The 23,938-nt window shown below is 67.5% G+C and carries 25 protein-coding genes; 18 read left to right on the forward strand and 7 right to left on the reverse strand.

All coding sequences use genetic code 11. The annotated features are described in order from the left end of the window. The first annotated feature begins 2 nt into the window (after positions 1-2). Positions 3-464: a RidA family protein gene (locus AC0B44_RS14150; RefSeq protein ID WP_471903476.1), complete on the forward strand. Its 462-nt coding sequence runs from the start codon at positions 3-5 to the stop codon at positions 462-464. A 158-nt stretch (positions 465-622) separates the two neighbouring features. Next, positions 623-1,411, forward strand: a complete 789-nt coding sequence (locus AC0B44_RS14155; protein ID WP_471903477.1) for an MBL fold metallo-hydrolase — start codon at positions 623-625, stop codon at positions 1,409-1,411. 79 nt (positions 1,412-1,490) lie between these two features. Here AC0B44_RS14155 and AC0B44_RS14160 read toward each other — a convergent pair whose 3' ends face one another. Next, a complete protein-coding gene (locus AC0B44_RS14160; protein WP_471903478.1) occupies positions 1,491-2,165 on the reverse strand; it encodes a Crp/Fnr family transcriptional regulator in 675 nt (224 codons plus the stop codon). Between the two features lie 196 nt (positions 2,166-2,361). Next, the gene (locus tag AC0B44_RS14165; protein ID WP_471903479.1) at positions 2,362-2,634 is read right to left on the reverse strand and encodes a hypothetical protein; all 273 of its coding nucleotides are present in this window, start codon (positions 2,632-2,634) and stop codon (positions 2,362-2,364) included. Between the two features lie 51 nt (positions 2,635-2,685). Here AC0B44_RS14165 and nth point away from each other — a divergent pair, with 51 nt between their 5' ends. From nth to AC0B44_RS14185, 4 genes are read left to right on the forward strand one after another with little or no spacing between them, the layout of a single operon-like run. Continuing rightward, a complete protein-coding gene (gene nth, locus AC0B44_RS14170; RefSeq protein ID WP_471903480.1) occupies positions 2,686-3,501 on the forward strand; it encodes an endonuclease III in 816 nt (271 codons plus the stop codon). Positions 3,502-3,505: 4 nt separating this feature from the next. Then, positions 3,506-4,168 (forward strand): TlpA family protein disulfide reductase, encoded by a 663-nt coding sequence (locus tag AC0B44_RS14175; protein WP_471903481.1) that lies wholly within the window; start codon positions 3,506-3,508, stop codon positions 4,166-4,168. After that, the gene (locus tag AC0B44_RS14180) at positions 4,165-4,863 is read left to right on the forward strand and encodes an NUDIX hydrolase (protein WP_471903482.1); all 699 of its coding nucleotides are present in this window, start codon (positions 4,165-4,167) and stop codon (positions 4,861-4,863) included. The genes AC0B44_RS14175 and AC0B44_RS14180 overlap by 4 nt, the downstream gene beginning before the upstream one ends. After that, a complete protein-coding gene (locus AC0B44_RS14185) occupies positions 4,860-6,050 on the forward strand; it encodes a MarP family serine protease (RefSeq protein ID WP_471903483.1) in 1,191 nt (396 codons plus the stop codon). The genes AC0B44_RS14180 and AC0B44_RS14185 overlap by 4 nt, the downstream gene beginning before the upstream one ends. Before the next feature lie 73 nt (positions 6,051-6,123). Here AC0B44_RS14185 and AC0B44_RS14190 read toward each other — a convergent pair whose 3' ends face one another. The 4 genes from AC0B44_RS14190 to acs form a co-directional block, all read right to left on the reverse strand. Beyond that, positions 6,124-7,056 (reverse strand): alpha/beta fold hydrolase, encoded by a 933-nt coding sequence (locus AC0B44_RS14190; RefSeq protein WP_471903484.1) that lies wholly within the window; start codon positions 7,054-7,056, stop codon positions 6,124-6,126. 19 nt (positions 7,057-7,075) lie between these two features. Continuing rightward, a complete protein-coding gene (locus tag AC0B44_RS14195) occupies positions 7,076-7,573 on the reverse strand; it encodes a phage holin family protein (protein ID WP_471903485.1) in 498 nt (165 codons plus the stop codon). Further along, a complete protein-coding gene (nhaA, locus tag AC0B44_RS14200; RefSeq protein WP_471903486.1) occupies positions 7,573-8,799 on the reverse strand; it encodes a Na+/H+ antiporter NhaA in 1,227 nt (408 codons plus the stop codon). Before nhaA ends, AC0B44_RS14195 begins: the two co-directional genes overlap by 1 nt. Before the next feature lie 207 nt (positions 8,800-9,006). Next, positions 9,007-10,938, reverse strand: a complete 1,932-nt coding sequence (gene acs, locus AC0B44_RS14205) for an acetate--CoA ligase (protein WP_471903487.1) — start codon at positions 10,936-10,938, stop codon at positions 9,007-9,009. Between the two features lie 221 nt (positions 10,939-11,159). Between acs and AC0B44_RS14210 the strand changes: the two genes are divergently transcribed. Further along, positions 11,160-11,909: a Fic family protein gene (locus tag AC0B44_RS14210; protein WP_471903488.1), complete on the forward strand. Its 750-nt coding sequence runs from the start codon at positions 11,160-11,162 to the stop codon at positions 11,907-11,909. A gap of 527 nt (positions 11,910-12,436) precedes the next feature. Here AC0B44_RS14210 and AC0B44_RS14215 read toward each other — a convergent pair. Then, positions 12,437-13,303, reverse strand: a complete 867-nt coding sequence (locus AC0B44_RS14215; protein WP_471903514.1) for an HAD family hydrolase — start codon at positions 13,301-13,303, stop codon at positions 12,437-12,439. A gap of 351 nt (positions 13,304-13,654) precedes the next feature. Here AC0B44_RS14215 and ssd point away from each other — a divergent pair, with 351 nt between their 5' ends. The 11 genes from ssd (at position 13,655) to AC0B44_RS14270 (ending at position 23,935) form a co-directional block, all read left to right on the forward strand. Beyond that, complete coding sequence (ssd, locus tag AC0B44_RS14220) at positions 13,655-14,728, forward strand: septum site-determining protein Ssd (RefSeq protein WP_471903489.1); 1,074 nt, start codon at positions 13,655-13,657, stop codon at positions 14,726-14,728. Beyond that, positions 14,725-15,897 (forward strand): TadA family conjugal transfer-associated ATPase, encoded by a 1,173-nt coding sequence (locus AC0B44_RS14225; protein ID WP_471903490.1) that lies wholly within the window; start codon positions 14,725-14,727, stop codon positions 15,895-15,897. Before ssd ends, AC0B44_RS14225 begins: the two co-directional genes overlap by 4 nt. Beyond that, positions 15,894-16,688 (forward strand): type II secretion system F family protein, encoded by a 795-nt coding sequence (locus AC0B44_RS14230; protein WP_471903491.1) that lies wholly within the window; start codon positions 15,894-15,896, stop codon positions 16,686-16,688. The genes AC0B44_RS14225 and AC0B44_RS14230 overlap by 4 nt, the downstream gene beginning before the upstream one ends. Next, positions 16,652-17,257: a type II secretion system F family protein gene (locus tag AC0B44_RS14235; protein WP_471903492.1), complete on the forward strand. Its 606-nt coding sequence runs from the start codon at positions 16,652-16,654 to the stop codon at positions 17,255-17,257. Before AC0B44_RS14230 ends, AC0B44_RS14235 begins: the two co-directional genes overlap by 37 nt. A 41-nt stretch (positions 17,258-17,298) precedes the next feature. Continuing rightward, positions 17,299-17,502, forward strand: coding sequence for a DUF4244 domain-containing protein (locus AC0B44_RS14240; RefSeq protein WP_471903493.1), 204 nt, complete (start codon positions 17,299-17,301; stop codon positions 17,500-17,502). Continuing rightward, the gene (locus tag AC0B44_RS14245) at positions 17,499-17,885 is read left to right on the forward strand and encodes a TadE family type IV pilus minor pilin (RefSeq protein WP_471903494.1); all 387 of its coding nucleotides are present in this window, start codon (positions 17,499-17,501) and stop codon (positions 17,883-17,885) included. The genes AC0B44_RS14240 and AC0B44_RS14245 overlap by 4 nt, the downstream gene beginning before the upstream one ends. Next, on the forward strand, positions 17,882-18,256 hold the full coding sequence (locus AC0B44_RS14250; protein ID WP_471903495.1) for an Rv3654c family TadE-like protein: 375 nt from the start codon (positions 17,882-17,884) through the stop codon (positions 18,254-18,256). Before AC0B44_RS14245 ends, AC0B44_RS14250 begins: the two co-directional genes overlap by 4 nt. A gap of 395 nt (positions 18,257-18,651) precedes the next feature. Further along, positions 18,652-20,268: a peptide ABC transporter substrate-binding protein gene (locus AC0B44_RS14255; RefSeq protein ID WP_471903496.1), complete on the forward strand. Its 1,617-nt coding sequence runs from the start codon at positions 18,652-18,654 to the stop codon at positions 20,266-20,268. An 80-nt stretch (positions 20,269-20,348) separates the two neighbouring features. Continuing rightward, positions 20,349-21,272, forward strand: coding sequence for an ABC transporter permease (locus AC0B44_RS14260; RefSeq protein WP_378528917.1), 924 nt, complete (start codon positions 20,349-20,351; stop codon positions 21,270-21,272). A gap of 4 nt (positions 21,273-21,276) precedes the next feature. Beyond that, the gene (locus AC0B44_RS14265; RefSeq protein WP_378528916.1) at positions 21,277-22,218 is read left to right on the forward strand and encodes an ABC transporter permease; all 942 of its coding nucleotides are present in this window, start codon (positions 21,277-21,279) and stop codon (positions 22,216-22,218) included. 4 nt (positions 22,219-22,222) lie between these two features. Continuing rightward, positions 22,223-23,935, forward strand: coding sequence for an ABC transporter ATP-binding protein (locus tag AC0B44_RS14270; protein WP_471903497.1), 1,713 nt, complete (start codon positions 22,223-22,225; stop codon positions 23,933-23,935). The last annotated feature ends 3 nt before the right edge of the window (positions 23,936-23,938 follow it).

Here is a 23,938-nt window from a genome sequence, read left to right on the forward strand (position 1 = left end):
CCGTGGCGCACAAATGGACCTCTCGCCTCGCCGAACTGGGGATCACCCTCCCGCCGGTTGCCAAGCCGGTGGGGGCGTACGTGCCGGCCGTCCGTTTCGGAGACGCCGTCTACACGTCCGGCCAGTTGCCGCTCGTGAACGGCACCCTCACCCACACGGGCAAGGTCGGTGCGGAGGTGTCCCCCGAGGAGGCCAAGGAGGCTGCGCGCACCGCTGTTCTCAACGCGCTGGCGGCGATCGACGGTCTCGTCGGGCTCGACAATGTCGCGAGCATCGTCAAGGTGGTCGGGTTTGTGGCGTCGGCCGAGGGATTCACCGGCCAGCCGGGTGTCGTCAACGGGGCATCCGAACTGCTCGGTGAGGTGTTCGGTGACGTCGGCGCGCACGCCCGATCCGCCGTCGGTGTCGCCGAGTTGCCCCTCGGTGCACCGGTCGAGGTGGAACTGATCGTCGAGGTGGCCTGAGTTCGAGGTGGCCTGAGTTCGAGGTGACCGACCTGCGGGGCCGTGGAACGTGAATCGTTCCGCGGCCCCGCAGGTGTTTCCTGATGCCGTCGAACAGTTTCAGCAGGCCCTCGTACAGTGGTGTGGACCACGACTTCCCTGTCAGGAGAGGCAAGAACATGGCGTTGGTCCACCCCGCGTACGGCCGGTTGCGGCAGATCACCGAGAACGCTGCCGTGATGCTTGCGGAGAACCCCTCGGTGATGTCCCTCGAGGGCACCAACACCTGGATCCTCCGCGCGCCCGGCGCCGACGAATGCGTCGTGGTGGACCCGGGCCCGCTCGACGAAGCGCATCTCGCGCGAGTCGCACAGGTGCCCGTCGCCGCGACGCTCATCAGTCACCGGCACTTCGACCACACCGAAGGGGCCGGACGGTTCGCCGAGCTTGCGCAGTGCCCTGTGCACGCCTCGTCACCCGACCACCGGCACGGCGGGGGCAGCGAACTCGCCGACGGAGACATCATCGAAGCCGCCGGACTCCGCATTCGCGTTCTGGCTACTCCCGGCCACACCGCGGATTCGCTGTCCTTCGTCGTGGAGGACGACCGCAGTGTCCTCACCGCCGACACGATCCTCGGTCGGGGCACCACGGTTCTCGACGACACGGACGGTGACCTGGGTGATTACCTGCGCTCGCTGCGGAGCTTGATCGCGTTGGGGCAGGGCTACACGGTGCTGCCGGGCCACGGCCCCGAACTGGCCGACCTCGAGACGATCGCACGCGACTACCTCGCGCACCGCGAGCAGCGACTCGAGCAGGTCCGCGCTGCGGTGCGCACCCTCGGCGAGGACGCGACCCCGCGGCAGGTGGTCGAGCACGTGTACGCGGAGGTGGATCCGTCGTTGTGGGGTGCGGCCGAGAAGTCGGTGAACGTGCAGCTCGAGTACCTGCGAAGCTTCGCCTGACTCGAGCCCCACGATACGAAGCGGGCGGGCCCGGGACGCGAATCGCATCCCGGGCCCGCCCGTCGGTATTGCTGTGGTGTCAGCGTGCGCGACGCGCCAGACGCTCCGAGTCGGAGATCAGGACGCTCTTGCCTTCGAGGCGCAGCCAACCGCGATGTGCGAAGTCGGCGAGTGCCTTGTTGACGGTCTCGCGCGACGCGCCGACGAGCTGCGCGATCTCTTCCTGCGTGAGGTCGTGCGTGACGCGCAGGGCGCCGGCTTCTTGCGTGCCGAAACGCTGCGCGAGCTGCAGCAGAGCCTTGGCGACGCGCCCGGGCACGTCGGTGAAGATGAGATCGGCGAGGCTGTTGTTGGTGCGACGCAGGCGACTCGCGAGCACGCGCAGCAGCTGCTCGGCGATCTCGGGACGCTGATCGATCCACGCCTTGAGGGCCTCGCGGTCCATGCTCACCGCACGCACCTCGGTCACGGTCGTCGCGGTGGACGTACGGGGACCCGGGTCGAAGATGGACAACTCGCCGAACATGTCGGACGGGCCCATGATGGTCAGCAGGTTCTCGCGACCGTCGGGCGAGCGGCGGCCGAGCTTGACCTTGCCGGAGACGATGATGTACAGACGGTCGCCGGGTTCACCTTCGTTGAAGATGACATGGCCACGGGGGAAATCGACCGGCTGAAGCTCTTTGACCAGCGCCGCAACCGCAGAGGGCTCGACTCCTTGGAAGATGCCTGCTCTGGCCAGGACCTCGTCCACGTGCGCTCCTTTTGGGAAATGAAAAAACGTCGTCTTGCTAGATAGTCTGCACGTCCACGGGCATCCGACGGAGTCACCTGTCAGGCGTACGACTACCTATTCTACTGTGCCGACGGAAGGCGTGAGTGACCGACACCACGGATCGGGTGTTTCGGGTGCGGAAAAGCTTGTCGCAGGGTAACTGCGCGTGTATGGATCAGCCGGCCCTGCGCGTCCCCAGACCGTGATGGGAGGCGCTGCCGTCCGCCTCGCTCGACCCGCGACGGCGGCGACGGTGGAACCGGGCGAGTGCCCCCGGAAAACCTTCGCGCGCGAGCGCGGCGACGTCGCCGTGATCGGCCTGGTCGAGGAACTCCTCGACCTCGTCCTCGCGGACGGAAAGCCGACTCAGGCGGGACTCGACACGCTCCATGGCGAGTGCGAACAGCGTCAGCAGCACTGGGAAAAGCACCACAGCGAGAGCTTGCATAGGGGGAAGTAAACACGGGTTAGGTCTCAGATGAGACACGGGGTCGGATCGATGCAGGGAGCTTTCCGTACAGTGGTCCAGGTGCATGCGACCCCGTCCGAGAGCTCCGATCAGGCTCCCCGTCGAGTGTCGGGTGCGGCTCCCCGCCCCGAATCCCGGCTCGCTCTGGTCCGCCGTGCGCGACGGATGAACCGGCGGCTCGCCGAAGCATTTCCGCACGTCTACTGCGAGCTCGATTTCACGACGCCCCTCGAACTCGCGGTCGCGACGATCCTGTCCGCGCAGTGCACGGATGTGCGCGTCAACCAGGTAACTCCCGCCTTGTTCGCCCGCTATCCCGATGCGCGCGCCTACGCCGAAGCCGACCGGACGGAACTCGAGGAGTACATCCGCACGACCGGCTTCTTCCGCAACAAGGCGAACTCGCTCATCGGTCTGGGCCAGGCGCTGCTCGAGCGGTACGACGGTGAAGTCCCGAATCGGCTGGAAGATCTCGTCAAGCTGCCCGGTATCGGCCGCAAGACCGCGAACGTCATCCTCGGCAACGCCTTCGATGTGCCGGGAATCACCGTCGATACCCACTTCGCGCGGCTCGTCGGCCGGTGGAAGTGGACCACGGAAACCGACCCCGTGAAGATCGAACACGCGGTGGGTTCGCTCATCGAGCGCAAGGAATGGACCCTGCTGTCGCACCGGGTGATCTTCCACGGCCGACGCGTCTGTCATGCACGCAAACCCGCGTGCGGAGTGTGCGTGCTCGCCAAGGACTGCCCGTCCTACGGGATCGGGCCCACCGATCCGCAGACCGCCGCTGCGCTGGTGAAGGGACCGGAGACCGAGCACCTGCTCGCGCTGGCCGGTCGGTGACGCGGTGCATCCCTCGTCAGCAGGCCGATGGAGCCTGGCAGCACTGGTCGTGGTCCTCGCGCTGATCGTCGCGATCTGGCCACGCGACAACGACTCGGCGCCGGCTCCGTCGGCGACCGGTTCCGCCACCTCGGCCGCACCCGTCGACCGCCGCGCTCAGGACACTCCGCAGGCCCTCGCACCGCTGCGGGAAGCCGCCGCTCTGGATTCCTGTCCTGCCGCAACCGGAGCACCCGCGGCCGGGCCGCTCGCCGGGTTGACGTTCGAGTGCGTGGGCGACGGCTCGACGGTGGACCTGGCGGCCGCTCTCGCGGGCAAGCCGGCCGTGGTGAACCTGTGGGCGTGGTGGTGCGGCCCGTGCGCCGAGGAACTGCCCGTCCTCGAGGAGTTCGCGGAACGTGCCGGGGATGCCGTGAACGTGGTGACCGTGCACGCCGACCCCAACGAGGCGAATGCCCTCGACAAGCTGATCGAATACGACGTGCACCTGCCCGGAGTGCAGGACGGTTCCGGGCGTGTCCCGGCGGCGACCGCGGCCCCCGCGGTCCTGCCGGTGACGATCCTGCTGCGCGCCGACGGCTCGGTGGCCAAGGTGCTCCCGCAGCCGTTCCGCTCGGCCGACGAGGTCGCCGCCGTGGTCGACGAATACCTGGGGGTGGCCGCATGACGCCGTACTGGTTGCGGAAGGTCGCGACGCTCGAACCGGAAGATCCGCACGACGACAACCCGATCCTCGAACGGCGCGCACCGGCCGGCATCCCGGTCCGGCAGGCCTCCGTCCTGGTGCTCTTCGGCGGTTCGGCGACCCCCGATCCGCTCGCACGCGGCGGCCTGCCTGCGGACGCCGATGTGCTGCTCACCCAGCGCGCGGCGACACTGCGTCAGCACAGCGGGCAGGTTGCCTTCCCCGGTGGTGCCGCCGATCCCGGCGACGAAGGACCCGAACACACCGCGCTGCGCGAAGCTCAGGAGGAAACCGGGCTGGACCCCGCCGGCGTGCGTCCGCTCGCGGTACTGCCCGAGTTGTTCATCCCACCGTCCGGCTTCGACGTGACGCCGGTGATCGCCTACTGGGAACGCCCGAGCCCCGTCGGTGTCGTCGATCCCGCCGAGACCACCCGTGTCGTGCGCGTGTCGCTGCACGACCTGCTCGATCCGCGCAACCGCTTCCAGGTACAACACACACTCGGGTATCGCGGCCCGGCGTTCCGGGTCGAGGGGATGCTCGTGTGGGGTTTCACCGCGGGAGTGCTCGCAGGGCTGTTCGCCGTCTCCGGATGGGAAATCGAATGGGATCACCACGACATTCGTGACCTCGATGTCGTGCTCGCCGAAATGGAGACCGAGGTGGTCGAACCGTGACCGGATCCGGTTGGCTCGACCTGATCATCTTGTTGATCGTGGTCATCGCTGCGTCCTCGGGACTGAGGCAGGGCGCGGTCGCGTCGGCCCTCGCCTTCCTGGGGGTGCTCCTCGGTGCCGTCGCCGGCATCCTCATCGCGCCGCACGTCCTGGTCCACGTCGAAGAGGGCCGTATGCGAATACTGGCCGGCATCGCGTTGATCGTGGTGCTCGTCGTGATCGGCGAAGTGGCCGGGATGGTCCTCGGACGCGCTGCCCGCAGCAGCATCCACAGCCCCGGTGTCCGGGCGGCCGACAGCGTCGTCGGCGCAGGTCTGCAGGCTGTCGCCGTGCTCGTCGCCGCGTGGCTCCTCGCCATTCCGCTGACGGCGACGACCCAGCCCACGGTGTCCGCCGCGGTACGGGGTTCTCAAGTCCTCGGCACGGTCGACGAGTTCGCTCCCGACTGGATGCGCGCGATCCCCAACGAATTCTCGGCTCTGCTCGACACGTCGGGACTGCCCGAAGTCATCGGGCCGTTCGGACGGACGCCGATCACCGAAGTCGCGATCCCGGATGCTTCGCTGCTCGAGAGCCCCGTCCCCGCGCAACTCCATCCCAGCGTGCTCCGCATCAACGGGCTCGCGCCGAGTTGCCAGAAGGCACTCGAAGGGTCCGGCTTCGTCGTGGCTCCGGAACGGGTCATGACCAACGCGCACGTCGTCGCAGGAACCGCTGCGGTCACCGTCGACACGGAGCAGGGTGTACTCGACGCGTCGGTCGTACTGTTCGACCCCGCTGTGGACGTCGCGATCCTCTCGGTGCCCGGCCTCACGGCCGCACCGCTGGCGTTCGCTCCCGTGCCCGCCGATTCGGGCGAGAATGCGATCGTTCTCGGGTATCCGGGCGGTGGCCCGTACACGGCAAGTGCCGCGCGAATCCGCGAAACCCTGGATCTGCAGGGACCGGACATCTACCGCAGCGGAACTGTCGAACGCGAGGTGTACACGGTGCGCGGCCTGATCCGTCAGGGCAACTCCGGTGGCCCGCTCGTCGACGCGCAGGGCCTGGTCCTGGGCATGGTGTTCGGCGCGGCGATCGACGACTCCGACACGGGGTTCGTGCTCACGGCCGAAGAGATCAGCCGACAGCTTCAGCTGGCCGGGTCGGTGTTCGAACCGGTGGAAACCGGCGTCTGCATCGTCTGACGCCGGTCTCCCGTGGTCGGTGGTGTCGTCCGGACCGCCGGGACTCAGAGTGCGAGTCCCGGCGAACTTCGGGTCAGAGCGCCTTCACGAAGTCGAGGAGTTCTGACGTCACGGCCTGAGGCTTTTCCTGATGCGCATAGTGACCTGCGCCGTCGATGAACTTCAGGACACGCCCGGGTGCATGACGCTCGCACCGGCGCAAGGTCGCTGCCAGGACGTACGGGTCCAGCACGCCGTGTACCTGGAGGATCGGTAGGGAGAGCGTGACGTCCATCGCCTTCATGAACCGCCGCCCGTCCGGCCGCCACTGGCTGCGGAAGGCCCACCGCTGGTATTCCAGGGTGCAATGCGCGACGCCGGGGATGCGGATCGCCGATCGCAGGCGGCCCATCACGTCGACGAACTCGGGCGTGTTGCGCCACTCCGGTCCCGAGCGGAGGCGGGCGAGCCGCTCGATCTCGCTGCTGTCGTCGCGCACCAGGCGGCGTTCGGGCCGCCACGGCACCTGATAGGCGAGGAACGTCGGCAACAGGGCCTTCCGCTGCGCGCGGTCGCGCAGTGCCCCGTCGCGCAGAGAGATCGGGTGGGGCGAATCGACGACGGCGATCGCACGCACCAGTCGGGGGTGGAGAACGGCCGTCGCCCAGCAGACGAGACCGCCGTCCGCGTGCCCGACGAGGATCGCGTCGTTGTGCCCGAGCGCACGGACGAGCCCTGCGATGTCGTTGGACAGGGTCCAGCCGTCGTACCCGCGCGGGGGTTTGTCGGAGTCGCCGTAGCCGCGCAGATCGACTGCGACGGCTCGGTACCCGGCCTCTGCGAAAGCGGTCAGCTGGTGACGCCACGACCACCACAGGTCCGCGAAACCGTGCACGAACAGGACGAGCGGTGTGTCCGGATCGTGCGGGCCGGTTTCGACCGCGTGGAATCGGATTCCGTTCGCATGGATGTCGCGATGCGTCCACGGCCCGGGATAACGGGCCGTGGACGGGTCCGGTAGAGACACCTCTATATCGCTGGGCGCGTCAGCGCGCCGCGTGATGACGAGCCGGGGCGGGGTCGTCCTGGTGCGTCGGCAGGATCGACTTCGTCTGCTTGAGAGAGTCGATCGTCTTGCTCGGTGCGCGGACCTTGCGCACGCGCATGTAACCGATCAACGCGAGGAGCGCGGTCACCACCACCATGATCAGGAACACGATGAGGAAGGCGAGCCAGCGCGGAACCCACACGTCGAGGAGTTCGGCGAGGAAGAAGAAAAAGAAGAACGAGCTGAAGGTGAGAACGGCGAGCGCCAGGATGAAGAAGAGACTGCCCTGCAGGCCCTTCTTGACCTCACCGGTTACTTCGGCCTTCGCGAGCTGCACCTCGGCGCGGAAAAGCGTCGACACCTGAGTGGCCGCATCACGGACGAGATCACCGACGCTGGCATCCCGCGGCGTCGGAGCGTCCACCTTCGTCAGCGGAATGCCCGAGATACTCGTCGGCACACCGTCCCCGGGACGGTTCCCGTTCGTCACGCTCACTAGTCGACCCCTTTGGTTGGTTCCATCCGCTTGCGGTGGGCTCGCCCACGCCGTAACAGTAGCGCCGAACCAAGTATCGATGCGATCAACGAGGTAACGAGCACGGCGGCCTTGGCGGTCTCGACGGCACCGCCGCCGTCGATTCCCCCGAGCGAAAGTTCTGCGATGAGCAGGCTCACGGTGAATCCGATCGCGCCGAGAACCGCCAGCGCGAACATGTCCGCCCACATCAAGCCGGTCGGGCGAGTCGCGATCCCGACCCGGATCGCGAGCCAGGAACTGCCGAAGATGCCCACCGGCTTGCCGACGAGCAGACCGAGGACGATCGCGAGCCCGACCGGGTCGGTGAAGACCTTGCCGATCATCTCCGCGCCGAGAGGAACCCCGGAGGCGAACAGCGCGAAGATCGGAACGCACAAGCCCGCCGACCACGGCTGGATCCAGTGTTCGAGCCGCTCGGACGGCGCATGCTCCTCACCCGGGTCGGTGCGCACTCGCGTGAGCAGACCGAGAGCGACACCGGCGACCGTGGCGTGGATGCCGGCTCGGTACATGGCGTACCAGGTGAGCAGCGCGATCGGCACGTACAGCCATGCCGTGGTGATCCGGCGCTGTTGTGCAACCCAGTACGCCGCGGCGAGCACCACTGTTGCGACCAGCCAGGCAAGCGCCAGCCCCGACGTGAAGAGCACCGCGATCAGGGCGATGCCGATCAGGTCGTCGACCACGGCGAGGCTGAGGAGGAACACTCGCGCACCGATCGGAATGCGGGAACCGGTGATGGCGAGCACGCCCAGGGCGAACGCGATGTCGGTGGCAACCGGAACGGCCCAGCCCCGGTCCATCCCGGGCGTGCCCCATCCGACCGTCGCGGCGATGATCGCGGGCAGAATCACCCCGCCGCATGCGGCGATGACCGGCAGCAGCGCCTTCTTGCGGTCCGCGAGTTCGCCGACGACCAGTTCACGTTTGAGTTCGAGTCCGGCGACGAAGAAGAACACCGCCAGCAGTCCGTCCTTGGCCCACGTGCCCAGCGACAGATGAAGGTGCAGCGACTCGGGACCGATCTCGAAGTCGCGGAGTGCGATGTAGGAGTCGCCGAGAGGCGAATTGATCCAGATCAGGGCCAGCGCGGCGGCGAAAAGGAGAAGAGATCCACCCACGGTTTCGGTGCGGAGGAAGCGGGCGAGCGAAGTGCTCCAGGCGGGGGCAGACGTGGCGGGCACGGGCAGCTTTCGGGTCGGCGGATCTCGGCGCGGTCGATCGATCGCCGACCAGACTTCCCGGCACACCGACGAAAATTGTAGACCCGCCGGGTTGCCGACCTCCGGGTGACCGATCCGCCACCACGGGAAACCCTCACCGCCCGGAGACGACGCCGGCCCCCCTCCGGAACTCGATATCCGGAGAGGGGCCGCAGCGTCTGGGGAGTTCTACTTGCCCCGGATCGCGTCGAACACCGCGGGATCGACGAGCGTCGATGTATCACCGAGTTCGCGCCCCTCGGCGACGTCGCGGAGCAACCGCCGCATGATCTTTCCGGAGCGGGTCTTCGGCAGTTCCGGAACGACCGTGATCCGGGCCGGCTTCGCGATCGGTGAGATCTCCACGGCCACGTGCTCACGGAGTTCCTTGATCAACGCGTCACCGGTGTTGTCCACGTTCTCACGCAGGATGACGAAGGCGACGATGCCCTGGCCGGTGGTCTCGTCGGCGGCACCGACGACAGCGGCTTCGGCAACGGTGTGGTGACTGACCAGCGCCGACTCCACTTCGGAGGTCGAGATGCGGTGGCCGGAGACGTTCATGACGTCGTCGACACGGCCGAGCACCCACAGGTCCCCGTCCTCGTCGTAGCGCGCGCCGTCGCCGGCGAAGTACCAGCCCTGGTCCTCGTAGCGCGACCAGTACGTTTCGCGGTACCGCTGCGGATCGCCCCAGATGCCGCGCAGCATTGCCGGCCACGGCTGGTCGAGCACCAGGTAACCGTTCCCGCCGGGACCGAGCGGACGGGCTTCGTCGTCGACGATCTTCGCGGAGATACCCGGCAGGGGCGCCATCGCCGAGCCCGGCTTGGTGGCGGTGATCCCGGGCAGCGGGGAAATCATGATCGCGCCCGTCTCGGTCTGCCACCACGTGTCCACGATCGGAGCCTTGCCCGCACCGATGACCTCGCGGTACCAGCGCCACGCCTCGGGGTTGATCGGCTCGCCGACACTGCCGAGCAGGCGGATCGACGAGAGGTCGTGCGCGTCGGGGATCTCCCGTCCCCATTTCATGAAGGTGCGGATCAGCGTGGGGGCGGTGTAGTAGATGCTCACCCCGTACTTCTCGATGATCTCGAAGTGCCGGTGCTGGGTCGGGGAGTTCGGGGTGCCTTCGTAGACGACCTGCGTCACGCCGTTCGACAGCGGCCCGTACACGATGTAGGTGTGCCCGGTGACCCAGCCGATGTCGGCGGTGCACCAGTACACGTCCTCGCCCGCCTTGTGGTCGAACACGTTGTGGTGCGTGTACGACGCCTGTGTGAGGTAGCCGCCGGAGGTATGGATGATGCCCTTCGGCTTACCGGTGGTGCCCGAGGTGTACAGGATGAACAGCGGGTGCTCGGCGTCGAACGGCTGCGCTTCGTGCTCGGGCGACGCCTGCTCGACGGTGTCGTGCCACCACAGGTCCCGGTCCTCGGTCCATTCCACGTCGATTCCGGTGCGCTGCACGACGATTACGTGCTCGATCGACGCGGCACCGGCGGTCGCCTCGTCTGCGGATGCCTTCAACGGCGCCGCTGACCCGCGCCGCCACTGACCGTCGACGGTGACGAGCAGTTTCGCCTCGGCGTCGTCGATTCGCGAGCGGAGTGCCGTCGCGGAGAAGCCCGCGAAGACCACGGAGTGCGTCAGGCCGAGGCGGGCGCAGGCGAGCATCGTGACGATCGCCTCGGGGATCATCGGCATGTAGATCGCCACGCGGTCACCGGCGACCAGTCCGAGATCGGTGAAGGTGTTCGCCGCGCGGGAGACCTCGGCGAGCAGGTCGTTGTAGGTGAGCGATCGGGTGTCGCCGGGCTCACCCTCGAAGTGGATGGCGACCCGATCCCCGTTGCCGGCGAGCACATGTCGGTCGACGCAGTTGTAGGCGACGTTGAGCTCGCCCCCGACGTACCACTTCGCGAAGGGAGCCTCCGACCAGTCGAGCACCTCGGTCCACGGCGTCGCCCAGTCGAGTCGTTCCGCCTGGGTTGCCCAGAAGCCGAGCCGATCAGCGTCTGCAGCGGCCTGCAACTCCGGACCGGCGTTGGCGGTGGCGGTGAACTCGGCGCTCGGTGGGAAGGCCTGCTGTTCGTGGTCCGGAGCTGCGCTCGTCATGATGCGGGGCACCTTTCGGGTCGTCTGTCGTCGGGGTTCTAGAGAGCGTAATCATCTGTGACGCGCATCGCACCGTTGCATCGACATCCGGGTGAGCCACATTCGCCCATCGGTCGGTTCCGAGCGACGGGTGGTATCCGGGCCGGACGAGTGGTGTCGTGCAACGGGCGCGGGCGTCCCACCGGCGCTCGCCGGGGGCCCCGGCGGTACCGTCGGAGACTGTGACCGACCCGCTTGCACCCATCCTCGACCTTCCCGGCGTGCGCGACGCTGCCGACAAAGCGCGCGACGCACTTGCGGAGGTTCATCGCCATCGCACCAATCGGCGTGGCTGGGCGAACACCGCCGCCGAGGCCTCGGTGCGCGCGGCGCGAGCGTCGGCCGCGATCGACGGCGGCTCGATGGAACTTCCCCCGCCGGGTGAGAGCGGTGACCCGATCCTCGCCGGTGCGCTGCGTGTCGCGCAGACGCTCGACGGTGACGCGCTCGACAACATGGTGTCGACGTGGCGACGCGCGCCTCTGCAGGCCCTCGCCCGGTTGCATCTGCTCGCTGCGGCGGACCTCGTCGAGGATGCAGGTCAGCTCGGGCGGCCACGTACCGGGAGCGGGGTCGGAGAACGTCTGGACGCCTTGGCGCAACTCGTGACAGGGGGGTCGGACGCACCCGCGCCGGTGCTCGCGGCGATCGTGCACGGCGAACTGCAGGCATTGAAGCCGTTCGGCGTCGCGGACGGCGTGGTCGCACGGGCGGCGTCGCGGTTGGTGTGCGTGGCGACCGGTCTCGACACCCGCAACCTGGGCGTGCCGGAGGTTCACTGGATGCGCCGGATGGATGCGTACCGAAGTGGCATCGAAGGCTTCGCCGCCGGCACCGAGGCCGGTGTGGGCGGATGGGTGATCTTCTGCTGCGGTTCCCTCGAAGCGGGGGCGCGCGAAGCCGGCTCCATCGCGGAGGCGTTCGCGGGCTGAGTGGCGGACGGGCGCCTCGGCGGAACGCGCCCGCCGTCTCGCGTGATGAGCACAGAAAAAGCGGGTGACGCGTCGATATGGAATCGGCGTACCACCCGCTGACACGGGGTTACCGCGTTACCATGCGTGCTCAAATGGGTTGTGTGTCAACGGCCTCGGCGACGGTGCGGTTGACTCAGGCGGTCCTCGCAACGGGTGCGAGGTCGAAACCTTCGAATAGCCGCAACTCGCAGGCCCACAACGCTTCTGCCCTTATAGTGGCATCGGCTCCGCGTGGGTACTCGGTGTCCGTGCTGGGAACTCCGACAGGGAGACCGAATCTTCTCTTCTGATCCGCTCTTGGCCTTCCGGCGTTCCGTAGTTCCTTTGTACCCCCATGCGGTGGGGGAGGCAAGACCCTGGCGTCTATTCGCCCGGTCGAGCGGAGCTCGGTGGTGGTCTCGGAAATCTTGTTGTTGCAGTGCGATATTCGGATCGAACCGTGGGCCGCCGACCGGGTTCGAGACCGCCGCGGCACCAGGAAGGAGTCAGTGCCTCAGTGCGGCGTGCGACCGGCGCGCGAGTCTGGTCGAAACGCTGAGGATCAGGGCAATAGCGCCGACGATGGCTCCCGCCGCCCAGAGCGCGCGCGGCGAGGTGGGGATACGGCGCCTCAACGGCACGGGAAGAGTGAATCGCAGTACGGGCCAATTGTTTTCGGTCGCCACGCGGCGCAGTGCCCGGCCGGGGTTTACGACCCGCGGGTTCCCCACGACCAGGAGCATCGGCAGATCGGTCGCGGAATCGGAGTACGCGTAGCTCCCGGCCAGGTCGTACCCGTAGCGATCCGCCAGTTCCCGGACTGCCGTCGCCTTGGCTTCACCGAAGCAGTAGAACTCGAGTTCGCCGGCGTACCGTCCATCGACGATCCGCATGCGGCTGCCCACGCTGTGGGAGGCGCCGAGCGCCTGTGCGATGGGCGTGACCACCTCCTCGCCCGAGGCCGACACGATGATCACGTCGTGGCCGCGCGCCCGGTGATCGGCGATGAGGTCTTTCGCCTCCGCGTAGACGAGGGGCGTGACAACGTCCTGCAGCGTCTCGTCGACGATCGATTTGATCTGCTCGACATCCCACCCCTCACACATGTGCGCGATGTGCTCGCGCATGCGCTCGATGCGGTCCTGATCCGCCGCGGACAGCACGTACAACAACTGGGCATAGCTGCTCTCGAGCACCGCCCGTCGGCTGAGGAGCCCTTCGTTGAAGAACGGCCGTGTGAACGCGAGAACACTCGATTTCGCGATGACGGTCTTGTCCAGGTCGAAGAAAGCGGCAATGCGACCGCTTCCGGTCGAAGATTCCACTGTCGATATGCCGGTGCTCGAGTTCCCGGACGCGTCAGTCACGAGCACCACAATAGGTGCCCGTGGGCCGGTCGTGGGGGTCGCGAGTTGCCCCCGCCACGCCGGTACTTGAACTTGCAAACAGCGTGCACGTTCGGTGTACTATCGCGAATGCCCGGATTCGTCCGGGTTGTGTTCAGCCCGACCCCCGGGGCTGAACACAGACGACCCTCGCCTCCTCCCCCCTGGCGAGGGTCGTCGTCTGTTTCGGCCCCTTTTGCCCGCGCGCCGTCGTGCACATCCCTGCACCGAGCCGCTCCGAAAACCGCGGTTGTCCACAGCGACGCCGACGATCCCCAACTTCGCTCCGCGCGGGCGAGTGCCGGCCGCAGGCGGCCTCTCGCCCCGCACGCTGAGTGCATGACCAACGTCCTCGGCCTGATCGACGATCCCACCCTGATCACGGCACTGCGCAGGGTCGCCGCGGCCGCCGACCGTGAACTCTGCGAAGCGGTCACGCCACCCTCGCGTCGCGCCTGGACCGAGGCTGCCGTCGTCGTGGTCGATCGTGCAGCGGCGCTGGCGTGTGCTGCCGAACTCCCGCGGCGATCCGGTGTGGTGCTCGTCTGTCCCGGTGACCCCGGCCTACGGGAATGGCAGGCGGCGGCCGGGGTGGGAGCCGAACACGTCCTGGGGTTGCCTGACGGCGAGGTGGAGTTGCTCGCCGTCATCGGCGCGGCGGCCGAACCCGAGCAGGTCGGTGGAACCGTGCTCGCCGTCGCCGGAGGCTGCGGTGGGGCAGGAGCGACGACGTTCGCGGCCGCCCTGGCGTGGTGCGCCGTGCGGCAGGATGCCGGTCGGGAGGTCCTGCTCGTCGACGGAGACCCCTACGGTTGCGGTCTGGACGTGCTGACCGGGCTCGAGGAGCGCCCCGGCGTGCGATGGTCCGGGCTCACCGTCGACGGAGGACGAATCTCTGCGCGGGCACTGCGCGATGCGGTACCCACCTGGACGCAGGGTCTCGGAGTTCTGTCCGCCGACCGCGAATCCGGTGCACAACTCACCGCCGTAGCGGCGACCGCCGTCGTCGACGCGGTACACCGTTCGGGGACGACGGTGATCGCCGACGTGGGGCGGGCCGTCGGACCGGTGGCGGAGGCACTGGTGTCGCTCGCCGAACTCACCGTGGTGGTCGTGCCCGCGCGGGTCGGGGCCGCGTTGTCGTCCGCGCGCATCGCTGATCGGCTCGTCGAACTTGGGGTCTCCGCGGGCCTCGTCGTCCGGGGGCCGGCGCCCGGTGGACTCACACCGCCGGACGTCGCGGAGGTGACCGGGCTGCCGGTGCTGGCGTCGATGCGGCCCGAACCCGGACTGCCAGAGATGCTCGAGCGCGGCGGCCTCCGCTTGCGGACGCGGTCACCGCTCGTCGGGGCCGCGGAAGACGTACTCGCCACCGTCGGCACTGCTCGTTCGTCGCCGCGGTGGATCGCATGACCGCGGGTCTGGCCCCCGACCTGCTCGACCGGGTCCGTGAGCGTCTCGCGGGCGAACCGGGCGACCTCACCCCCGCGCGAGTCGCCGCCGCACTGCGCGCCGAAGCCGGAGGTGTGCTCGGTGACTCCGATCTCCTCGGGGCGCTCCGGCATCTGCAGACCGAACTCACGGGGGCAGGTCCGCTCGAAGTGTTGCTCGGTGACCCCGCGGTCACCGACGTACTGGTCACCGCGCCCGATCGGGTGTGGGTGGATCGTGGGTCCGGCCTGCACCTGACGGATGTGACCTTCGCCGACGAAGCGGCGGTGCGTCGACTCGCGCAGCGTCTCGCCCTCTTCGCAGGCCGGCGCCTCGACGACGCGCAGATGTGGGTGGACGGCAGGCTGCCCGGACACGGCGAGTTCGGAGTCCGCCTGCACGCGGTGCTCGCTCCCGTCGCGCAAGGCGGAACGTGCCTGTCACTGCGGGTGTTACGTCCTGCCACCCAAGGACTCGACGCGTTGCGGGAACGCGGCGCCGTCCACGACGACGCATATCGGTTGTTGCTGCGCATCATTCGGGCTCGACTCGCGTTCCTTGTGGTCGGCGGCACCGGCGCGGGAAAAACCACGTTGTTGGCTGCGCTGCTGGGGGCGGTGGATTCCCGCGAGCGGATCGTCTGCGTCGAGGACGCTGCCGAACTGGTTCCCGCCCATCCACACGTCGTCCGACTGGTCGCGCGCGCACCCAATGTGGAAGGCGTCGGGGAGGTCACCGTGCGTGACCTGGTCCGGCAAGCGTTGCGGATGCGCCCCGACCGAATCGTCGTCGGTGAGGTGCGAGGAGCCGAGGTCGTCGACCTCCTGACAGCGTTGAACACCGGGCACGACGGGGGCGCCGGCACAGTGCACGCCAATTCTCCGGACGAGGTGCCGGCGCGTCTCGAGGCGCTTGCCGCACTCGGCGGCCTCGATCGGGCGGCGCTGCACAGTCAGCTCGTGGCTGCGGTCCAGGTAGTTCTCCACGTGCATCGCACCCCTGGAGGAGCGCGGCGACTCGTCGAGATCGGCGTCGTCGAACGCGATCCCGTGTGCGGAGTTGTCGTGTCGCCGGCGTGGACTCACGACGACGGCGCGGTGGCGGGAATGGTTGTGCTCGACCGTGCCCTCCGCAAGAGGGATGTCCCGTGACCGCGGCGATGGTGTGTCTGGCGGCTGCGTTGCTTCTCGTTCCGGGTTCTTCTGCGGCGCAGCGTATCCGGATACGGCCTCGGCACCGGCTCCGCGCGCTTCGACATCGCGGGGTGCTCGTCGCTGCGGCCGGCGTCGCACTGAGCTTGTTCACGGGCGTCGCACCCGCGCTGGCCGCAGCCGTCGTGGCCGCGACGACCCTGGTGCGGATGCGACGCAGGCGCCGTGCCGCGCAACTCGACACCCATCGGCGGATGCTGTTGTCCGGCCTCGAGACGGTGATCGCGGACCTGCGTGTCGGCGCGCATCCGGCCGACGCCTGCGAAACCGCAGCACGCGAGACCACCGGCCCGGCGTCGGATGCGTTCCGGGTCGCGGCGGCCCGCTCGCGACTGGGAGGTTCGGCCGCGGATGGCTTGCGGTCGTCGGCTCCGGTCGACGGCTCCGACGGACTCGCCGGGAATCTTGCCTGGATCGCCGACGCCTGGACGGTCTCGGACCGTCACGGTCTCGCGCTCGCCGAACTTCTGGCTGCTGCCCGCACGGATCTTGCCGCCCGGATGCGTATCCGCGCGCGCACGGACGCGGGCCTGGCGGGCGCTCGTGCCACCGCCACCGTCCTCGCGGGCCTGCCGCTGCTCGGAGTCGGACTGGGGCAGTTGATGGGCGCAGCACCCGTGGCGATCCTGCTTTCCGGTGGGTTGGGCGGCGTGCTCCTGGTGGCCGGCGCGGTGCTGGCCTGCGCGGGGTTGTTGTGGACCGACCGTATCGCCGAACGGGTGGGCGCGTGACGGGGTCGGTGGCCGCCGCACTCGCGGCCGCGGCTCTGCTGGTGCTGCCGATAGCGGATGGCAACGTCCGTTTGAAAGACACGAAAACCGTTGCACCCCTGCGGATAACGACCGGTAGCGCCGATCCCGCTGCGGTACCTGCCGCATTCGACCTGTTTGCCGCATGTCTGCGTGCCGGAATGCCGGCTGCAGCGGCGGCCGGGGTCGTGGCGGAGTCGGCGCCCGCGGGATTCGCGGCAGCACTACGCCGCGGTGCCGACCGGCTCGCTCTCGGAGCCGACCCCGCCGACGCATGGGACGCCGCCGGTGACGACGAGTTGCTCGCCGATTTCGCGCGGGCTGCTCGGCGATCGGCGAAATCGGGTGCTCCGCTCTCCGACACGGTGGCCGAACTGGCCGTCCGGTACCGATCCGAGGCGGAGGACCGGGTGGCCGCCGAGATCGAGCGGGCAGGTGTGCTCGTGAGCGGTCCGCTGGGGTTGTGCTTTCTGCCGGCGTTCGTGTGCCTGGGCATCGTGCCGGTGGTGATCGGCCTGGCCAGGGACGTACTCGGAGGCGGACTGCTGTGAAACGTCGGCGCGGATGGTCCGCGTCGCTGGGAGGGGGAGCAATGCGCACCATGGATCTTCGAGGTCTTCGAAGCCGCTTGTCGGTTCTCGTCGTGGAAGACGACGGCATGTCCACTGCGGAATATGCGATAGGAACCATTGCGGCGGCTGCTTTCGGTGCTGTCCTGTACACCGTCGTGACCGGCGACTCCGTCGTGTCGGCGTTGACCGGCATCGTCGAACGCGCCCTCAACACAGCCGTGTGAGGTACCGGAAAGCGAATGGTGATGACTGTGAGGCGTTTACAGGCCACCCGCCCGGGGACGCCGGGGGCGTCACCGTAGAGGCGGCCCTTGCAATCGTCAGTCTCGTCACCGTGCTGGTGCTGTGCCTCGGAGCGGTGCTGAGCATCGCATACCAGGTTCGGTGTCACGATGCAGCGCGTGAGGCTGCGCGGCTCGCCGCACGAGGTGATCACGCGCGGGCGGTCGAAGTGGCCGTCCGCGTCGCACCCCCCGACGCGCGCGTCGAGGTCCGGGAGGAAGGGGATCTGCTCGTTGCGGTCGTGACCGCCGAGAGCCCGCTGCTTCCGTTGCTTACGTTGACGGCGGAGGCGGTGTCGGTACGTGAACCGGACGGGCTCCGATGACACCGCATCTTCGCAGCACCGACGATCGCGGGAGCGCGAGCGTGATCGGCTGTGCGGTGATGGCCGCCCTCATCGCGGTTACCGCGACATTGCTGCACGTCGGGTCGGTTGTCGTCGCACGTCACCGCGCGCAAGCGGCGGCCGATCTGTCGGCGCTTGCGGTGGCCTCGGCGCTCGATCGTGGCGTCGTGGAGGCGTGCGCGGTGGCGGAGCCGATCGCGTCACGGATGCGCGTGCGAGTAGCTCGATGCGATATCGACGACTGGTACGCGGTGGTCGAGGTGACCGCTCCGTTGTCGGCGCTTTTCGGAAGGGAGGAAGCGAGAGCGGTCGCGCGGGCGGGTCCGGCAGCGGGGGCAGGCAACGAATGAGCCGAGCATCGGCGCACCGGGACTGGTGTGACGCCCATCACATGGGACGGGCGTCACACATTATTTGGAGGCTGCGGCGCTCCCCGTGCCGGACAGCGTCCCGCTGCCTCGACCCGCGGTGTAGTGCTGCGATAACACATCCGGTGGATGCAAGCGCGATTTCGCCCGGCCGACCGTGCCCGCGAGACCCCCGCTCGTCACGTTAAGGGCGCATTTCGTCGGCTTCGTCGGGCTTTCTTTCCGGCGGGGCGTGCACGGTCCTCGCTAGGCGTGTGTCTAGAGTCAACCGACGTTCCGGGCTGCATTTTCATCGTGTGGCTCACACCGACACCGTGGATCATCGCGGACTTCGTGGACAGCGGTGCTGTCCCGTTGGGGCTGAGGAAGGATTGATTTTGAGGATCAAGCGCACGATCGCGGTCGTGTCGGTGGGCTTCGTAGCCGTCGGCATGCTTGCGGCATGTGGCGGCAGTAGTGCTGCCGGCGGTAGTGAGGGCACGTACAGCCTGTACATCAATCAACCCGAGAACCCCCTGGTTCCCGGCAACACCACCGAGAGTGAGGGCAACCAGGTCCTCAAGGCGCTGTTCGCGCCCTTGGTGAACTACAACGACCAGACCAGCGAGGTCGAGTACACCGGCGTCGCAGAGTCGGTCGAGTCCGAGGACCAGGTCAACTGGACCATCAAGCTGAAGCCGGACTGGACGTTCCACGACGGGACTCCCGTCAATGCCAAGTCCTACGTCGACGCCTGGAACTACACCGCGCTGAGCACCAACGCATACGGCGCGTCGTACTTCTTCGAGAACGTGAAGGGCTACGACGATCTGCAGGCCGCAGAGGGCGGCGAGCCGGCCGCGACCGCCATGTCCGGTCTGAAGGCAGTGGACGACTCGACCATCTCGGTCGAGCTGAAGGAGCCCTTCGCGATCTACCCGATCACGCTCGGTTACTCGGCGTTCATGCCGCTGCCCGAAGCCTTCTTCTCCGATCCCGAGGGCTTCGGCCGGCGTCCGATCGGCAACGGGCCGTTCAAGGCCGACGAGGACTTCATCGACGGCCAGGGCTTCACCGTGACCAAGTACGACGACTACGCCGGTGAGAATGCCGCTCAGTCGGACGGCGTGCAGTTCAAGGTCTACACCGAACTGGCCACCGGTTACACGGACGTCCAGGCCGGTGGCCTCGACGTGATGCTGGACCTGCCGCCGGACGCGTGGGCCACCGCTCGCGATCAGTTCGGTGATCGTTACGTCGAGCGTTCTCGCCCCGACATCACCGCGTTGGGGTTCCCCACCTATGACCCGCGCTTCTCGGATCCGCGTGTCCGTGAAGCCTTCTCCATGGCTATCGATCGCGGCGCCATCACCGAGGCCATCTTCACCAACACTCGTACCCCGGCCGGGTCGTTCGCATCTCCCGTTGTCGATGGGTACCGCGAGGACGCCTGCGGCGCCAAGTGCGAGGTGAACGTCGAGCAGGCCAACAAGCTTCTCGACGAGGCCGGTTTCGATCGCAGCCAGCCGGTTGATCTGTGGTTCAACGCCGGTGGCGGGCACGACACCTGGATGACCGCGATCGGCAACCAGATCCGTACCAACCTCGGTATCGAGTACGTGCTGCGCGGAGATCTGCAGTTCGCTCAGTACCTGCCGTTGCAGGACGAGAAGGGCATGACCGGTCCGTTCCGCATGGGCTGGATCATGGACTACCCGTCGCTGTACAACTTCCTCGCGCCGGTTTACAGCACGGCGGCACTGCCGCCCGGTGGTTCGAATATGAGCTTCTACAGCAACCCGGAGTTCGACGCGGCCCTGTCGGCCGGTAACAACGCCGACTCGCTCGAGGCTGCCACGACGGAGTACCAGAAGGCCGAGGACATCCTGTTCCGCGACATGCCTGCCGCGCCGCTGTTCTACGGTCTCAACCAGGCCGTGTACAGCGACCGGGTCGACAACGTGAAGATCGACGCGTTCGGCGACATCGTGGTCGCAGACGTCACGGTCAACTGAGTGACAAGTGGTGGGGTGTTTCGCACAAGCGAGGCACCCCACCACTGTGTAGGACGTTCTGTTCCGTATAGGAGAACCCAGTGGGTCGCTTCATCACGCGCCGATTGCTGCTGACCATTCCGGTCCTGATCGGCGCCTCTTTTCTGATCTTTGCGATGGTGTACGCCCTTCCGGGCGACCCGATTCGCGCGCTCGCGGGTGATCGCCCGCTCGCGCCCGCGGTCATGGCGCAGCTTCGCGCCCAGTACAACCTCGACGATCCGTTCTTCGTCCAGTACATCAAGTACGTCGGCGGACTTCTGCAGGGCGACTTCGGTTCCGACTTCTCCGGAAGGCCGGTGCTGGACACCATCGCGCAGCGACTGCCGGTCACCATGCAGCTGACGGCGGTGGCCGTCGCCTTCGAGGTCGTCATCGGCATCACGGCCGGTGTGCTCGCCGCTCTGCGCCGCAATTCCTTCTTCGACAACCTGGTGCTCGTCTCGTCGACACTGCTGGTGTCGGTGCCGGTGTTCGTCCTCGGCTTCGTCTCCCAGTACGTTCTCGGATACAAGCTGGGTCTGTTCCCGATAGCCGGTATCAACAACGGCTGGTACAGCTTCCTGCTCCCGGGCCTGGTGCTCGCGTCGCTGTCGATGGCATACGTTGCCCGGCTGACTCGCACCGCGGTGTCGGAGTCGATGGCCGCCGATTACATTCGCACCGCGCGGGCCAAGGGCGTCGGGTATCGCCGCATCGTGGTCCGGCATGCGCTGCGTAACAGCTTGATACCCGTGGTGACCTTCATCGGCGCCGATATCGGCGCGCTGCTGGGCGGCGCGATCATCACCGAATCGGTGTTCAACATTCCCGGACTGGGCCGCGCAATCTTCGACGCTGTACAGAACCAGGAAGGTGCGGTCGTCGTCGGCATCGTCACGCTGATGGTCTTCTTCTACATCTTCTTCAACCTCGTCGTGGACGTGCTGTACGCATTCCTCGACCCCCGGATCAGATACGAGTAGTGGTATGGATTCCAAAAATGCCGAGGCCGCCCGTACGCATGCCGTGGAGGAGGGCGAGCCGGGCAATGTCATGACGGGCGAAGCCGTACAACTGGTCGGCCAGGCGAGCTTGTGGGGCAACGCGTGGAAGAAGTTGCGCCGCAGTGTGTTCTTCTGGTTCGGCGCCATCATCACCGCCGTCCTGGTGATGATGGCGTTGGTGCCGCAGTTGTTCGCCCGCGGCATCGACCCTCGGGCGTGCAACCTGTCCGACAGCCGCCGACCACCGAGTGCACAGCACTGGTTCGGAACGGATCTTCAGGGCTGCGACTACTACGCCAACGTGATCTACGGTGCCCGCGTCTCCCTGAGCATCGGCCTCCTCGCAGTCATCGGTGTCCTGATCGTCGGTGTGCTGATCGGTGCGCTCGCCGGCTATTTCGGTGGCACCCTCGACAGCGTGCTCGCCCGTTTCACCGACATCTTCTTCGGCATCCCGCTCTTGCTCGGCGCGCTGGTGCTGCTGACGGTGACGTCCGAGCGAACCATCTGGACCGTGGCGCTGGCACTGATCACCTTCGGCTGGATGACCGCGATGCGCCTGGTGCGCTCGTCGGTTATCGCCATCAAGGAGAGCGAGTACGTTCAGGCCGCCCAGGTGCTGGGAGCCTCGACCTTCCGCATCCTGGTCCGGCACATTCTGCCGAACGCGCTGACCCCTGTTCTGGTCTACGCCACCATCGCCGTCGGTACGTTCATTGCCGCGGAATCGGCACTGTCGTACCTCGGTATCGGCCTGCAAATGCCCGCCATGTCGTGGGGCCTGCAGATCAACCTGGGCCAGAACTACATCTCGACGTCGCCGCACCTGGTGCTGTTCCCGGCCGCGTTCCTGTCGGTGACCGTGCTGGCCTTCATTCTCATGGGTGATGCGCTGCGAGATGCGCTCGACCCGAAACGGAGCTGACGCAATGAGTGTCGACACGATCGACGAGACCACGACCGACCGCGCAATCCTCGGAGTCTCCGGTCTGACCATCGACTTCGAGGTGGACAAGACCTGGAGAACAGCCGTACGCGACGTCTCGTTCGAGGTGGCGCGGGGCGAGATCCTGGCGATCGTCGGCGAATCCGGATCGGGTAAATCGACGACGGCCATGGCCGTACCGGGTCTGCTCGCCGACAACAGCCGAGTCCGCGGCAGCATCACTCTCGACGGTCGTGAACTCGTCGGTCTGTCGGAACGTGAACTGAACTCGGTGCGCGGCAAGGATATTGCCGTGATCTTCCAGGAGCCCATGACGGCTCTGAACCCCGTCTACACGATCGGGTGGCAGATCACCGAGGCCATTCGCTCGCACTCGGACATGACCAAGGCGCAGGCCAAGGAGCGTGTGATCGAGCTGCTCCGTCTCGTGGATATGCCCGAACCGGAGAAGCGGGTCAAGTACTACCCGCATCAGCTTTCCGGCGGTCAGCGCCAACGGGCGATGATCGCGCAGGCCCTGGCCTCCGAACCGGCGGTGCTCATCGCCGACGAGCCCACCACCGCGCTCGACGTCACAGTGCAGGCCGAGATCCTGCAGCTAATGCGGGATCTGCGCGAACGCGTGGACGCCGCGATCGTGCTCATCACGCACGACATGGGTGTTGTCGCCGACATGGCCGACCGCATCCTCGTCATGCGCAACGGTGCCATCGTCGAGCAGGGGACGTCGGACAAGGTCTTCAACAAGCCGGAGCACGCCTACACCCGTGAACTGCTGGCGTCGGTGCCCCACCTCGGCTCGCGAGTCGGCGAGGCCGGAACCGACGACACCCCGGACGTGCGGTACGCACTCGAAATCGTCGACGGCGTGATCGAGTACCCCGGGGCGCGTCGCAACAGCGGCTTCCGGGCGGTCGACGGCGTCAGCCTCAACATCGAGCCCGGTGAGGTCGTGGGACTCGTCGGAGAGTCGGGTTCGGGCAAGTCGACGATCGGCAAGGCCGTAGTGGGATTGCTCAAGCTGCACTCCGGCTCGCTGTCCGTGGCAGGCACCGACATCACGAAGATGTCGACACGCGATCTGCGCCCGGTGCGTCGCAAGGTCGGCATCGTGTTCCAGGATCCGGGTTCGTCGCTGAACCCGCGCTGGCCCATCGGACAGTCCATCGGCGAGCCGATGCTGCTGCACACCGAAATGGACCGCACCCAGCGCGACAAGAAGGTCGAGGAACTGCTCGACCAGGTTCAGCTGCCGCGAGACATGCGCAACCGCTACCCGCATCAGCTTTCCGGCGGGCAGCGTCAGCGCGTGGGTATCGCCCGGGCGCTGGCTCTCGAACCGACACTGCTGGTGGCGGACGAACCGACGTCGGCGCTCGACGTCTCGGTGCAGGCCAAGGTGCTCGAGCTGTTCCAGGAATTGCAGCGCGAATACGGCTTCGCATGCTTGTTCATCAGCCACGACCTTGCCGTCGTGGAGGTGCTTGCACGTCGTATCGCGGTGATGCGGGCCGGCAAGCTCGTGGAGTTCGACCGGACCGATCGTATTCTGCGGTCGCCGTCCGATCCGTACACCAAGCGGTTGCTGGCGGCTGTCCCGGTTCCGGACCCGGCCCAGCAGGCGCTCCGGCGGAAAGAGCGTGCGGCACTGCTGGCCGCCGAACGTGCCGAGGACGAGCACGCGCCGGTGGTCTGACGG

It is taken from the genome of Rhodococcus sp. NPDC019050 (assembly GCF_055664235.1).

Coding starts and splice junctions, on each gene's coding strand:
- AC0B44_RS14155 (WP_471903477.1), top strand. CDS start 623: ATGGCGTTGGTCCACCCCGCGTACGGCCGGTTGCGGCAGATCACCGAG.
- AC0B44_RS14165 (WP_471903479.1), bottom strand. CDS start 2,634: ATGCAAGCTCTCGCTGTGGTGCTTTTCCCAGTGCTGCTGACGCTGTTC.
- nth (WP_471903480.1), top strand. CDS start 2,686: ATGCAGGGAGCTTTCCGTACAGTGGTCCAGGTGCATGCGACCCCGTCC.
- AC0B44_RS14180 (WP_471903482.1), top strand. CDS start 4,165: ATGACGCCGTACTGGTTGCGGAAGGTCGCGACGCTCGAACCGGAAGAT.
- acs (WP_471903487.1), bottom strand. CDS start 10,938: ATGACGAGCGCAGCTCCGGACCACGAACAGCAGGCCTTCCCACCGAGC.
- ssd (WP_471903489.1), top strand. CDS start 13,655: ATGACCAACGTCCTCGGCCTGATCGACGATCCCACCCTGATCACGGCA.
- AC0B44_RS14225 (WP_471903490.1), top strand. CDS start 14,725: ATGACCGCGGGTCTGGCCCCCGACCTGCTCGACCGGGTCCGTGAGCGT.
- AC0B44_RS14240 (WP_471903493.1), top strand. CDS start 17,299: ATGCGCACCATGGATCTTCGAGGTCTTCGAAGCCGCTTGTCGGTTCTC.
- AC0B44_RS14250 (WP_471903495.1), top strand. CDS start 17,882: ATGACACCGCATCTTCGCAGCACCGACGATCGCGGGAGCGCGAGCGTG.
- AC0B44_RS14265 (WP_378528916.1), top strand. CDS start 21,277: ATGGATTCCAAAAATGCCGAGGCCGCCCGTACGCATGCCGTGGAGGAG.
- AC0B44_RS14270 (WP_471903497.1), top strand. CDS start 22,223: ATGAGTGTCGACACGATCGACGAGACCACGACCGACCGCGCAATCCTC.